This window comes from Actinopolymorpha sp. NPDC004070, assembly GCF_040610475.1.
Lineage (GTDB): Bacteria > Actinomycetota > Actinomycetes > Propionibacteriales > Actinopolymorphaceae > Actinopolymorpha.
The window spans coordinates 490,161-503,257 of the sequence record NZ_JBEXMJ010000001.1 but is presented as its reverse complement, the minus strand read 5'-3'; the positions used below and the strand labels follow the sequence as shown (position 1 = coordinate 503,257).

Here is a 13,097-nt window from a genome sequence, read left to right as displayed (position 1 = left end):
GTCCGGATGGCAACACGGCCCGTCCGCCGCGCACCGAACGCCGCTACAATCGTCCGATGAGCGAGACGTCAATCTCGAAATTCGAGACGATCGAATCGGCGTTCGGTGCGGCAGCCGGGACGTACGACAGTGCACGGCGCCGGCTCGTTCCCTGCTTCGACGACTTCTACGGCACGGCCCTGCGGTTCGCCACCCTGGACCTGCCCGAGGCTCCGCACGTTCTGGACCTCGGCGCCGGTACCGGGCTCTTCTCGGCGCTGGTCGCCGCGGTGCGGCCGCGCGCCCACCTGACCCTGGTCGACTCCGCCGAGCCCATGCTGGCCGAGGCCACGAGAGCGCTGTCCGCCCGCGGGGTCGCCCACGAGGTACGCCACCAGGACCTCGCCGAGCCGCTCCCCCACGGCCCCTACGACGCGGTGATCTCCGCCCTGGCCATCCACCACCTCGGCGACGACGGCAAGCGCGACCTCTACCGCCGCGTCCTCGGCGTCCTCGCACCCGGCGGCGTCTTCGTCAACGCCGAGCAGGTCGCCGGGCCGACTCCCCGGCTGGACGAGCTGTACGACAGGTGGTGGGAGGACGACGCGCGCGCCCGCGGGTCCGGCGACGCCGAGCTCGCCGCCGCCCGGGCGCGGATGGCCTTCGACCGCCCCGCCACCGCCGCCGACCAGGTGGGCTGGCTGTGCGAGGCAGGCTTCACCGACCCGGCCTGCCCGTACGCCCACTTGCGGTTCGCGGTCCTGGTCGGCTGGTCACCGAGCTGATCACCCGGCTGGTCGCCCGCCTGATCGCGCGACCACCGCCGTCCCCTCTGTCCTAGACTCCGGGAAGTCATGGGGTCGCGCGGGCATGGGGCGACGGCGGCGAACGCTGCGTCGGACCGCGACCCGCAGAGGGAGGACCACAGGGTGTCGACCATCAGCAAGGTGCTCATCGCCAACCGTGGCGAGATCGCCGTCCGGATCGCGCGGGCGTGCCGGGACGCGGGCGTGGCCAGCGTCGCCGTGTACGCCGATCCCGACCGGGACGCGCTGCACGTCCGGGTCGCCGACGAGGCGTACGCACTGGACGGCGCGACCCCGGCGGACAGCTACCTCGCGATCGACAAGCTGGTCGACGTCGCCCGGCGTGCCGGAGCAGACGCGGTGCACCCCGGCTACGGCTTCCTCGCCGAGAACGCCGGGTTCGCGACCGCGGTCGCCGACGCCGGCCTCATCTGGATCGGGCCCCCACCGGCCGCGATCGACGCCCTCGGCGACAAGGTCAAGGCCCGCCACATCGCGCAGAAGGTCGGCGCCCCGCTGGTTCCCGGCACCGCCGACCCGGTCGCCGACGCCGAGGAGGTGCTGGCGTTCGCCCGCGAGCACGGCCTGCCGGTGGCGATCAAGGCGGCGTACGGCGGCGGTGGCCGGGGCCTGAAGGTCGCCCGCACCGAGGAGGAGATTCCCGAGCTGTTCGACTCGGCGGTGCGGGAGGCGGTCTCGGCGTTCGGGCGCGGTGAGTGTTTCGTGGAGCGCTACCTCGACCGGCCGCGGCACGTGGAGACGCAGTGCCTGGCCGACACCCACGGCAACGTCGTGGTGGTGTCCACCCGTGACTGCTCGCTGCAGCGCCGCCACCAGAAGCTGGTCGAGGAGGCCCCGGCGCCGTTCCTGTCCGCCGAGCAGCTGGACACTCTCTACTCCGCCAGCAAGGCGATCCTGCGCGAGGCCGGCTACGTCGGCGCGGGCACCTGCGAGTTCCTGGTCGGCCAGGACGGCACCATCAGCTTCCTCGAGGTCAACACCCGGCTGCAGGTCGAGCACCCGGTGTCGGAGGAGGTCACCGGGCTCGATCTCGTGCGCGAACAGCTGCGGGTCGCCGCGGGTGAGCCGCTGGGCTACGACGACCCGGCCGTGCGCGGGCACTCCATCGAGTTCCGGATCAACGCCGAGGACGCCGGCCGCAACTTCCTGCCCGCGCCCGGCACGCTGACCCGCTGGCACCCGCCGTCCGGTCCCGGCGTACGACTGGACGAGGGATACGACCAGGGCGAGACGGTGCCCGGCGCGTTCGACTCGCTGATCGCCAAGCTGGTCGTCACCGGGCGCGACCGCGAGCACGCGCTGGCCCGCTCCCGCCGGGCGCTCGCGGAGTTCGTCGCCGACGGCATGCCCACCGTGCTGCCGTTCCACCGCGCGGTGCTGGAGTCGCCGGCGTTCACCGCGGCCGACGGCGAGTTCGCGGTGCACACACGCTGGATCGAGACCGAGTTCGACAACACCATCGCCCCCTACGATGGGCCCACCGAGGCCGCCGAGGCGCCCGAGCGCGAGCGGATCACCGTCGAGGTGGACGGCAAGCGGCTGGAAGTCGTGCTCCCGGCCGGGCTCGGTGCCACCGGCGCGGCCCAGGCCGGCGGCGCCCGCAAGCCGCCGCGCCGCGGCGGCGGCGCCCGCGCCGGTGCCAGCGCCTCCGGTGACACCCTCACCTCTCCCATGCAGGGGACGCTGGTGAAGGTCGCGGTCGAGGAGGGCCAGGCGGTGCAGGCCGGCGACCTGATCGTCGTCCTCGAGGCGATGAAGATGGAACAACCGGTCAACGCGCACAAGGCGGGCACCGTGGCGGGGCTGTCCGCACAGGTCGGCAGCACGGTGACGGCCGGCGCCCCGCTCTGCGAGATCAAGGAGTGACGGCGGCCGCCGTGACACCCCGCCCGGCGTCGGCGCAGGTCGGGCGCGATCGGGATTTTGTCCGGACGGACGGGGAACGCACACGCCCGCCCGGACGTCTCCTACGCTGAGGGCAACCTAAGAAAGGGCACCCCGTGGAGATCCTGATCCTGCTCGTCGTCGTGATCGGAGTGGTCGCGTTCGTCTCCAACCGGCGCGCCACGACGCGGCGCCGGGAGGTCGAGGCGGCCGAGCTCGCCAAGGTGAAGTCCTTCGCCGAGGAGGACGTCACGAAGTTCGGCGAGGAGCTGCAGCGGCTGGACACCGACGTCGCCGGGCGCGAGCTCGACGAGGCGACCCGCCAGGACTACGAACGCGCGCTCGACCAGTACGACGTCGCGAAGAAGGCCGTCGACACAGCGGCCAGGCCCGAGGACATCAAGCAGATCACCACGATCCTGGAGGACGGTAAGTACGCCGTCGCCTGCGTGCGGGCCCGGATCAACGGCCAGCCGCTTCCGCAGCGGCGCCCGCCGTGCTTCTTCAACCCCCAGCACGGCCCGTCCTTCGAGGACGTGGAGTGGGCACCGGCCGGCGGCGCCTACCGCACGGTCCCGGTGTGTGCCGCCGACGCGGAGCGGGTGAAGGCCGGTGCCGAGCCCGACATCCGCAAGGTCACCGTCGACGGCGAGCGCGTTCCGTACTGGCAGGGCGGTCCGGCGTACGCGCCGTGGATGCAGGGCTACTTCGCCGGCTTCGCGACGTCCGGCCTGCTGCCGGCGTTCCTCATGGGCTCGATGATGGGCGGCATGTGGGGCGGCTACGGCGACGGAGGCTTCGGTGACGGCGACGGCGGAGACGGCGGAGACGGTGACTTCGGCGACGGTGGCGACGGCGGAGACGGTGGCGACGGCGGGGACGGTGGCGACGGCGGGGACTTCGGCGGTGACGGCGGAGACTTCGGCGGTGGCGACTTCGGCGGTGGCGACTTCGGTTTCTGAGGTCGAGATACAGCGACGGCCCGATCAGCGGGCTGTTCAACAATCCCCCCCTCCTCGCGTTAGGCTCGCGAGAGAGGGGGATTTGTTTCTCCCCTCGATTTCCGTCGACGGGAGGTAACGGAAAATGTCGTCCCAGCGGCTCCCTATTGAGGAGCACCCCGATATAACCGAACTCCAGGGACGTTACGAAAGAATTGGCCAGAAGCCCGCCGTGCAGATGGGCGCCGGGCTGATCGTACTGGCCGGGTTGTTCGTCGCGTTGTCGCCGTGGATCGCGGGATTCGCCACGTCGACCCCGCTCACGGTCAACAACCTGGTCGTCGGGCTCACCGCGGTCGCGCTGGCACTCGGCTTCGCCGCGTCGTTCCGCTCGACGCACGGACTGAGCTGGGTGGTGCCGCTGCTCGGTGTGTGGACGATCCTCGCACCCTGGGTGATGTACAACGCCGATCACAGCCTTCGGGTGATCTTGTGCAACGTCATCGGCGGCGCGGTGCTGTTCTTGTTGGGCATGGCCGTACTCGGTTCGGGGATGATACGCCGCAAGAACGAACGCACCTGACCGGCCCGACCGTCATAGGGCCGACAAGCAACCGACGATTGACAGCAACGATCGGTACCCGGAGAACACGCAGTACTAACTGTTGACACCTGAACCGTTCGAACCGGAAAACCAGACGAAGATCGATTTCGACCAAAGGCGATCCCGCCTCGCTCGCGGCCGCGGCGTCGGCGCGCCGACAATAAGTCGGGGCGTGGTCCCCGCGGCCGCGTCAGCTGTCCTTGCGCGGAGCCTGCTGGCCGCGCACGTGCAGCCGGCGGGCCGCCTCGGCGATCGAGCCGCTCAGCGACGGATACACGGTGAACGCGTGCGCCAGCTGGTCGACGGTGAGCCGGCAGGACACCGCCACCGACACCGGGTGGATGAGTTCACTGGCGTGCGGCGCGACGACCACCCCGCCCACCACGATCCCGGTGCCCGGGCGGCACATCAGCTTGATGAACCCGTCGTGGATGCCCTGCATCTTCGCCCGCGGGTTCCGGGTAAGCGGCAGCTTGATCCCGACGGCCTGGACCCGTCCGCTGTCGAGGTCGTGCTGTGACCAGCCGACGGTGGCGATCTCCGGCGCGGTGAAGACGGTCGCCGCGACCTCCTCCAGGTCCAGCGGCGAGACGGCGTCCCCGAGCGCGTGCGCCATCGCGATCCGGCCCTGCATGGCCGCCACCGACGCGAGCATCAGCACGCCCGTGCAGTCCCCCGCCGCGTAGACGCCCCGCGCGGTGGTCCGGGACACCTTGTCCACCTCGATGAACCCGCGCTCGTCGGTGGCCACCCCGGCGGTTTCCAGCCCGAGGTCGGCGGTGTTCGGGATCGAGCCGACGGCGAGCAGGCAGTGCGTACCCTCGACGACCCGGCCGTCGGTCAGCGTCACCACCACGCCGTCGCCGCGCCGCTCCACGCGTTCGGCACGGGAACGCGACAGCACGGTCATCCCCCGGCGGGTGAAGACGTCCTCGATGACGGTGGCCGCGTCGGCGTCCTCGGTGGGCAGCACCCGGTCGCGGCTGGACACGAGCACCACGTCGCTGCCGAGGGCGTTGTAGGCGCCGGCGAACTCCGCACCGGTGACGCCCGAGCCGACCACGACCAGCCGTTCGGGGAGCTCGTCGAGCTCGTACACCTGGTCCCAGGTCAGGATCCGCTCGCCGTCGGGCTCGGCGTCGGGCAGGATCCGCGGCCGGGCGCCGGTGGCCAGGAGTACGACGTCGGCCGCCAGCTCCTCCGTACCCCCGTCGGCCAGTGTGACCGCCACGCGGTCCGGACCGGCCATCCGGCCGGATCCGCGCACCACCCGCACGCCCTCGCGCTGCAGGGCGCGGCCGACGTCCTCGGACTGGTTGTGGGCCAGGGCCTTCACCCGGGCGTTGACCTTGGCGATGTCGGTGCTCACGTCGCTCACATCGCCCGAATCGGGCGCGGACCGGCCGATCCGGACACCGAGCTCGCCGGACTCGCGGACCTGGTTGATCACCTCAGCGGTCGCCACCAGCGTCTTGCTGGGCACGCAGTCGGTCAGGACGGCCGAACCACCCAGCCCGTCCCGGTCGACGACGCACACTTCGGCTCCGAGCTGGGCTGCGACCAGGGCGGCCTCATAGCCGCCGGGTCCGCCTCCGACGATCACGACACGGGTCACGGGACCCTATTCTCCCCCACGCCGTTTCACCCGCCGGGTACCCTCGGCATCCGTGACCCTGTACGCCGCCTACGCGGCCAATCTCAGCCCCCAGGAGATGGCCGTGCGCTGCCCGCATTCTCCCCTTCGCGGCACCGGCTGGATGACCGGCTGGCGGCTGACGTTCGGCGGGGAGGACCACGGCTGGGAAGGCGCGCTGCCCACGGTGGTGGAGGACCCGGTCTCGGAGGTCTTCGTGGCGCTGTACGACCTCGCGCCGGCGGACGAGGCCAGGCTGGACGAGTTCGAGGGCGCCACCCTCGGCCTCTACCGCAAGGTCAGGGTGTGGGTGCAGACCCTCGACGGCGGAGTGTCCGCGACCAGTTACGTACTGGACGCGTTCGAGGGCGGCCTGCCGTCGGCCCGCTACCTCGGCATCCTCGCCGACGCCGCAGACCACGCCGGCGCGCCGTCGGACTACACCGCCGCCCTTCGCCGCCGGCCCTGCCGCGGCATCGGCCAGTGACCTGCACGGCGCCGGGCATGGCCTAGGGTCGCCTGTCGTGAACGACGTACTCCCTGACCCGCACGCCGACCCTTACTCCGCCGCCCGCGACGCCTCGGCCCTGCTGGCCGAACTCACCGGCACGCCGCGGCACGACGTGGCGGTCGTCCTCGGCTCGGGATGGCGCCCCGCGGTCGACCTGATCGGCGAGACGGCGAGCGAGATCGCCTTCACCGACCTGCCCGGCTTCGCCCCGCCCAGCGTCGAGGGGCACGCGGGCACCCTGCGCAGCGTCCGGATCGGCGACGGCGACCTGCGGGCTCTGGTGTTTCTGGGCCGTACGCACCTGTACGAAGGGCACGGCGTGGACGCCGTCGTTCACGGGGTGCGGACCGCGGTGGCGGCCGGCTGCCGGTACGTCGTCCTCACCAACGGCTGCGGCGGCCTGCGCCCGGAGTGGATTCCCGGCACGCCCGTCCTGATCGGCGACCACCTGAACCTCACCGGCAAGTCCCCGCTGTCCGGCGCGAACTTCGTCGACCTCACCGATCTGTACTCCGCCCGGCTGAGGGCGCTGTGCCGTGAGGTCGAGCCGGCGCTGGAGGAGGGTGTGTACGCCCAGCTGCCCGGCCCGCACTACGAGACGCCGGCCGAGATCCGCTACCTGCGCACGATCGGCGCCGACCTCGTCGGGATGTCGACCACCCTGGAGGCGATCGCGGCCCGGGAGGCCGGCGCCGAGGTGCTCGGCCTGTCCCTCGTCACCAACCTGGCGGCGGGGATGACCGGCGCTCCGCTGGACCACGCCGAGGTGCTGGCGGCAGGACGGGCGGCGGCCACCCGGATGGGCGGCCTGCTCGCCTCCGTCCTCACCCGACTCCAGGCCGAGTAGGGCCCGTCCCGGGTCGGCGCGAGTGTCGCGAATGCCCCGGATGTCGCGGGCTCAGGCCTTCCGGTCGCGCTGGTTGGCGCCCGCGACGCCGTAGGGGTAGTCGTCCACGATCGGCTCGCTGGCCTCGGTGAGCAGAGCGGTCTCCTCCTCCGACAGGTGCAGACCGGCTGCGCCGAGGTTGTCGTCGAGCTGCTCGACCGTCCGGGCACCGAGGATGACCGAGGTCACCGCCGGTCGGTCGGCCAGCCAGGCCAGCGCGACCTGCGCCATCGAGATGCCGCGGCTGTCGGCGACCTTGCGTACGGCGTCGATCACCCGCCAGGTGCGCTCGTCGGCGTTGCGCTTGGCATAGGCCTCCATGCCGCGGTCGGGGTTCTCCCCGAGCCGGGTGGCACCGGTCGGTGCGGAGTCGCGCTGGTACTTGCCGGTGAGCCAGCCGCCGGCCAGCGGCGACCACGGCAGGATCCCGATGCCCTCGTTGCGGCAGACGTCGGTGAGCTCGAGCTCGATGCTGCGCTGCAGGAGGTTGTACTGCGGCTGCAGGGTCACGATCGGCGCGAGGCCGTGGACCTGGGTGAGCAGGGACGCCTTCTGCAGCTGCCAGCCGAGGAAGTTGCTCACCCCGACGTAGTGGATCTTGCCGGCGCGTACGGCGTCGTCGAAGAACCGCAGGGCCTCCTCGATCGGCGTCAGCGGGTCCCACGCGTGCGCCTGGTAGAGGTCGATCGTCTCCACGCCGAGCCGGCGCAGGCTCGCGTCCAGCGCGCGGGTCAGGCTGAGCCGGGACAGGCCGAGCTCGTTGCCGCTGCCGCCGCGGCTGAAGCGGCCCTTGGTGGCGAGCACGATCTGCTCCCTGGCACCGGGCCGGGCGGCCAGCCAGCGCCCGATGATCTCCTCCGAGACGCCGCCGGAGTAGACGTTGGCGGTGTCGACCAGCGTGCCGCCGACCTCGACGAACCGGTCGAGCTGGGCGTGCGAGACCGACTCGTCGCTCTCGCTGCCGAACGTCATCGTGCCGAGGCACAGGGTGGAGACGAGCGTGCCGGTCTTGCCGAGCGTGCGGTATTCCATGGTGGGACCTCCTCAGATCGCTGCACCGTCCACCATGCCGAGCAGCGATTAAGCTGTCCAACAGCAGAAACCGATCTCGTCGATCAGTCGTGACGATGAGTCGCCGACGCGTTCGTGAAAGTCCCTCTCGACCTCTGGGCAGGTGTGTATGGAGATCCGTCAGCTGGAGTACTTCGTGACGGTCGCCGAGGAGCGCCACTTCACCCGTGCCGCCCAGCGCCTGCACGTCGCACAGTCCGGTCTGTCGGCCTCCATCCGTACGCTCGAACGCGAGCTCGGTGCCGAGTTGTTCATCCGCAGCACCCGCAACGTCGACCTCACCGACGCCGGGCGCGCGCTGCTGGTCGAGGCCCGTCACACCCTCAACGACCTGGCCGCCGCGCGGGAGGCGGTCGCCGCCGTGCAGGGGCTGCTGAGCGGCCGGCTCGTCGTCGGGACGCTCCAGTGCCTTGGCGCGCTGAGCGTTCCGGACCTGCTGGCCCGCTTCCACCAGGACCATCCCGGCGTGGAGATCCGCCTGCGCCAGGGCGGCAGCCACGAACTGCTGGCGCAGGTACGCGCCGGTGACATGGACGTCGCGATCGTGTCCGTACCACCCGCGGGCGAGTCCGCCGGCGTGGTGCTCACTCCCCTGTCCAGCGAACCGATGGTGCTCGCCTGTGGGCCTGGGCACCGCCTCGCCGAGCAGGAGCAGGTCGGCCTGGCCGACCTCAAGGACGAGTCGTTCGTCGACTTCCACCCCGGCTGGATCACCCGCGACGTCACCGACCACGCCCTGGCCGGCGCCCGGATCGAGCGCCGGGTCGCGCTGGAGGTGAACGACGTCCACTCGCTGCTGGACTTCGTGGGCGCGGGCCTGGGCATCGCCCTCGTCCCGCACAGCTTCACCGGCAAGCAGACCCGGGCACGGTTCGTTCCGCTGCAGGCGCCGGTGCCGGTGTGGCAGACCGCGGTCGCGGTGGCGGCCGGGCGCCGGTGCAGCGCCGCCGCGCAGGCGCTGCTGCGTGACCCGAGCCTGCGCTGGCCGGCCCAGGGCGGGACCGGTGCGCGCTCCGGCCGGCCCGGGAGGGCGGGATCCGTCGGGCCCGTCGGACCCGGTGGAACGGGTGCCGACGTGGCGGCCCGTACGGCGTGACGGGCGAACCCGTCGGATAGCTTGGGCGCTTCCGCCGGCCGGAGCCGGCCGGACCCGGCCGGACCCGCGCCGGTCTGGTCAGGTTCGGGATCACCAGCCGGCGGGACGCCATGGCGCCGCCGGTCGCGAGGAGGATGTGTGCGCACCACCGAAACCGGTCCCGACCTGCTCGAACAGGCCCGCGCCTGGCTGGCGGAGGATCCCGATCCGCAGACGCGCACCGAGCTGTCGGAGCTGATCGCGGCGGCCGAGGACACCGGCGAGCAGAGCCGGTCGGAGGCGGTCGCCGAGCTGGCCGACCGGTTCACCGGACCACTGACGTTCGGTACGGCCGGGCTGCGCGGGGCGCTGGGTGCCGGGCCCAACCGGATGAACCGCGCCGTGGTCATCCGGGCCGCCGCCGGGCTGGCCGCGTACCTGCGGACCGAGGGTGCCGCCGGTGGCGCGGTGGTGATCGGGTACGACGCCCGCCGTAATTCCGACGTCTTCGCCGCCGACACCGCGGCCGTCCTCGCCGGCGCCGGGCTGCGCCCGCTGGTCCTGCCCGAGCCGCTGCCCACTCCGGTGCTGGCGTTCGCGATCCGGCACCTGGACTGCGTGGCCGGGGTGATGGTCACCGCGTCCCACAACCCGCCGCAGGACAACGGCTACAAGGTCTACCTCGGCGACGGCTCGCAGATCGTTCCGCCCGCCGACACCGAGATCGCCACCGCCATCGCCGCGGTCGGCCCCCTGGCCGAGGTCCCGCGCGGACAGCACTGGGAGACGCTCGGGCCGGAAATCGTCGAGGCCTACCTCGACCGGGCGGCCGGCCTGCTGGGTCCCGGCCCGCGCGACGTCCGGATCGCCTACACACCGCTGCACGGCGTCGGCGGGACGGTGGTGCGCGCCGCCCTGACCCGCGCGGGTTTCGCCGAGCCGGAGGTCGTCGCCGCGCAGGCCGACCCGGACCCGGCGTTCCCGACCGTGGCGTTCCCGAACCCCGAGGAGCCGGGCGCGATGGACCTCGCGTTCGAGCTGGCCGGGCGGACCGGCGCCGACGTGGTCCTCGCCAACGACCCGGACGCCGACCGGTGCGCGGTCGGCGTACCCACCCCGGACGGCGTCCGCCGGCTCACCGGAGACGAGGTGGGCGCCCTGCTCGCGGTCCACCTGCTCGACTCCGGAGCCCGGGGAACGCTCGCCACGACGATCGTCTCCTCCTCGCTGCTGGGAGTGGTCGCCGCCCGCCGGGGCGAGCCGTACGCGGAGACGCTCACCGGCTTCAAGTGGATCGGCCGAGTGCCCGGTCTGGCGTTCGGCTACGAGGAGGCGCTCGGCTACTGCGTCGACCCGGCGGCGGTGGCCGACAAGGACGGCATCACCGCGCTGCTGCGCATCGCCGAACTCGTCGCCGCGCAGAAGCAGGCCGGGCGTACTCTCCTGGACCTGCTGGACGACATCGCCCGCGAGTACGGCCTGCACGCGACCGCCCAGCACGCGGTCCGGGTGAGCGACCTGAGCCAGATCGACGCGACCCTGCACCGGCTGCACGCCCACCCGCCGCAGGTGCTCGGCGGCCGCTCGGTGGAGCGGGTGGACGACCTGTCCGAGCCGGCCGCCGACAGCCTCCCGGGCACGCCGGGTGTGCGGTACGTCCTGGCCGGCGGGGCGCGGGTGGTGATCCGGCCGAGCGGGACCGAGCCGAAGCTGAAGTGCTATCTCGAGGTCGTCGTCGCCGAACCCGGCGCGGACCTGGCCGCTGCCCGGGCGGAGGCGGACGCCGGGATCGAGGCCCTGCTCGCCGACCTCGCCACCCTCGTCGGCTGAACGCCTGCTGGTTCGGCGGCGCCTGAGAGGGCCCGGGGTCAGCTCGCCAGCTTGGCGATCACGGCGAGGAGGACGCCCGCGCCGACCAGCGCGAACTCCGGCCACCGCCACTGGCGGTGTACCTCGGTCGTGCCCCGGGACGCGTCGGCGTACTTGTCCGCCAGCATCTCCAGCCGGCGGATGGCGTAGTTGGCCGGCGACAGGCCGGACAGGGCCGAGGCGTCCAGCTGGCCCGGGCTCTCACCGCCCTTCGGCCTCCCGGACATGGCGGCCTCGACCGCGTCGCGCCTGGACTTGCGCATCGCCCGCCGGTCCGCCCCGGTCACCCCGACCGCCGACGAGCGATAGGTGCGGTCGCCGACGGGGAGGGTGAGCACCGGCGCGACGTTGACCGACTCGACCAGGTGCCACGGGATGTGAATGTCGCTGAGAATGTTGCGCAGTACCAGCTCGCGTTCGAACGCCACCACCGCCGGCCGGCACAGGCTGAGCCAGACCAGTGCGCAGACGGCGACCACGACACCCGCCGCGCTCAGGCCGGACAGCGTCCGCCACTCCACGGCGATGTCGACCAGGATCAGCACGCCGATCGCCAGCGTGACGTAACCGAGCACCCGCCCACCGATCGGCGCGAAGCGTTCGATCACTTTGCGCGACCCCTCGGTCTCCCTGCGCGTCAACCCGGCCACCGGCGTTCCTCCAGACCTCGTGATCCGTTGATTGTGCCTGCTCCGGCCCGACGGCGGTAGGAAGCCTCCGCCGCACGCCCCGACGCGCGCCCCGACGTGCGCCCCGCCGCGCGCCCGGGGCACGGCCTCCCCCACGCCCTCCTACACTGGCCCGGTGACGACCACGGCAGCCTCCGCGACGCCCTCGGCCACGACCAACGGGTCGGGGTCCGCGGCCGGCGCGATCTCGCCCGGCCAGGTCGCCGAGATCACCGCCTCCGACGCGAGCCTGCGCCGGTTCCTCGCCGGCCTGCCCGGCGTCGACCAGGTGGGCGCGGAGGCCCGCGCGGCCACCCTGGCCACCCGGTCGATCAAGACGACAGCCAAGGCCTGGGCCCTCGACCTCGCGGTCACCATGATCGACCTCACCACGCTGGAGGGGCAGGACACCCCGGGCAAGGTGCGTGCCCTGTGCGCCAAGGCCCGCCGGCCCGACCCGGCCGATCCGGAGTGCCCGTCGGTCGCGGCGATCTGCGTCTACCCCGACATGGTCCCGTTCGCCAAGGACGCGTTGGCGGGCAGTTCGGTCAAGGTCGCGAGCGTGGCCACGGCGTTCCCGTCCGGGCGTTCCAGCCTCGAGGTCAAGCTGCGCGACACCGCCGACGCGGTGGCCGCCGGCGCCGACGAGGTGGACATGGTGATCGACCGCGGCGCGTTCCTCGCCGGCCGGTACGCCGAGGTGTTCGAGGAGATCACCGCCGTCAAGCGGGCCTGCGGATCCGCCCACCTGAAGGTGATCCTGGAGACCGGCGAGCTCGCGACGTACGACAACGTCCGGCGCGCGTCCTGGCTGGCCATGCTCGCCGGTGGCGACTTCATCAAGACCAGCACCGGCAAGGTCAGCCCCGCCGCCACCCTCCCGGTGACGCTGGTGATGCTGGAGGCGGTGCGCGACTTCCGGGCCGCGACCGGCCGCCAGGTCGGGGTGAAGCCCGCCGGCGGGATCCGTACCAGCAAGGACGCCATCCGCTATCTCGTGCTCGTCAACGAGACCGCCGGTGAGGACTGGCTCGACCCCGACTGGTTCCGGCTGGGCGCCTCCAGCCTGCTCAACGACCTGCTCATGCAGCGGTCGAAGCTGCGTACCGGCCACTACGCCGGACCCGACTACTTCACGCTCGACTAGGA

General features: G+C 72.5%; 12 protein-coding genes. 9 read left to right on the top strand and 3 right to left on the bottom strand.

Annotated elements, in window-relative coordinates:
- The first annotated feature begins 56 nt into the window (after window positions 1-56).
- The 4 genes from ABZV93_RS02295 to ABZV93_RS02280 all read left to right on the top strand — a co-directional run bounded on the left by ABZV93_RS02295 (window position 57) and on the right by ABZV93_RS02280 (window position 4,214).
- The gene (locus tag ABZV93_RS02295; protein WP_354928943.1) at window positions 57-764 is read left to right on the top strand and encodes a class I SAM-dependent methyltransferase; all 708 of its coding nucleotides are present in this window, start codon (window positions 57-59) and stop codon (window positions 762-764) included.
- Window positions 765-908: 144 nt separating this feature from the next.
- Window positions 909-2,672: a biotin carboxylase N-terminal domain-containing protein gene (locus tag ABZV93_RS02290; RefSeq protein WP_354928940.1), complete on the top strand. Its 1,764-nt coding sequence runs from the start codon at window positions 909-911 to the stop codon at window positions 2,670-2,672.
- A 134-nt stretch (window positions 2,673-2,806) separates the two neighbouring features.
- Window positions 2,807-3,652, top strand: coding sequence for a hypothetical protein (locus ABZV93_RS02285; RefSeq protein WP_354928937.1), 846 nt, complete (start codon window positions 2,807-2,809; stop codon window positions 3,650-3,652).
- Window positions 3,653-3,776: 124 nt separating this feature from the next.
- Window positions 3,777-4,214, top strand: coding sequence for an SPW repeat protein (locus ABZV93_RS02280; protein WP_354928934.1), 438 nt, complete (start codon window positions 3,777-3,779; stop codon window positions 4,212-4,214).
- A 211-nt stretch (window positions 4,215-4,425) separates the two neighbouring features.
- On the opposite strand, the gene ABZV93_RS02275 is transcribed toward ABZV93_RS02280, so the two are convergent.
- Window positions 4,426-5,850, bottom strand: a complete 1,425-nt coding sequence (locus ABZV93_RS02275) for an NAD(P)H-quinone dehydrogenase (protein ID WP_354928931.1) — start codon at window positions 5,848-5,850, stop codon at window positions 4,426-4,428.
- 52 nt (window positions 5,851-5,902) lie between these two features.
- Here ABZV93_RS02275 and ABZV93_RS02270 point away from each other — a divergent pair, with 52 nt between their 5' ends.
- Window positions 5,903-6,355 (top strand): gamma-glutamylcyclotransferase, encoded by a 453-nt coding sequence (locus ABZV93_RS02270; protein WP_354928928.1) that lies wholly within the window; start codon window positions 5,903-5,905, stop codon window positions 6,353-6,355.
- A 37-nt stretch (window positions 6,356-6,392) separates the two neighbouring features.
- Window positions 6,393-7,226, top strand: coding sequence for a purine-nucleoside phosphorylase (locus tag ABZV93_RS02265; protein WP_354928925.1), 834 nt, complete (start codon window positions 6,393-6,395; stop codon window positions 7,224-7,226).
- 51 nt (window positions 7,227-7,277) lie between these two features.
- Here the strand turns inward: ABZV93_RS02265 and ABZV93_RS02260 are convergent, their stop codons facing one another.
- Window positions 7,278-8,297, bottom strand: a complete 1,020-nt coding sequence (locus ABZV93_RS02260; RefSeq protein ID WP_354928922.1) for an aldo/keto reductase — start codon at window positions 8,295-8,297, stop codon at window positions 7,278-7,280.
- 148 nt (window positions 8,298-8,445) lie between these two features.
- Between ABZV93_RS02260 and ABZV93_RS02255 the strand changes: the two genes are divergently transcribed.
- Together ABZV93_RS02255 and ABZV93_RS02250 are read left to right on the top strand one after the other, a co-directional pair.
- Window positions 8,446-9,432 carry a LysR family transcriptional regulator gene (locus ABZV93_RS02255; RefSeq protein ID WP_354928920.1) on the top strand — a complete coding sequence of 329 codons (987 nt, stop codon included), beginning with the start codon at window positions 8,446-8,448 and terminating at the stop codon, window positions 9,430-9,432.
- A 138-nt stretch (window positions 9,433-9,570) separates the two neighbouring features.
- Window positions 9,571-11,241, top strand: coding sequence for a phospho-sugar mutase (locus tag ABZV93_RS02250; protein ID WP_354928917.1), 1,671 nt, complete (start codon window positions 9,571-9,573; stop codon window positions 11,239-11,241).
- Window positions 11,242-11,279: 38 nt separating this feature from the next.
- Here ABZV93_RS02250 and ABZV93_RS02245 read toward each other — a convergent pair whose 3' ends face one another.
- Window positions 11,280-11,930 (bottom strand): hypothetical protein, encoded by a 651-nt coding sequence (locus ABZV93_RS02245; protein WP_354928915.1) that lies wholly within the window; start codon window positions 11,928-11,930, stop codon window positions 11,280-11,282.
- Between the two features lie 223 nt (window positions 11,931-12,153).
- Between ABZV93_RS02245 and deoC the strand changes: the two genes are divergently transcribed.
- The gene (deoC, locus tag ABZV93_RS02240) at window positions 12,154-13,095 is read left to right on the top strand and encodes a deoxyribose-phosphate aldolase (protein ID WP_354929744.1); all 942 of its coding nucleotides are present in this window, start codon (window positions 12,154-12,156) and stop codon (window positions 13,093-13,095) included.
- Window positions 13,096-13,097 lie beyond the last annotated feature (2 nt).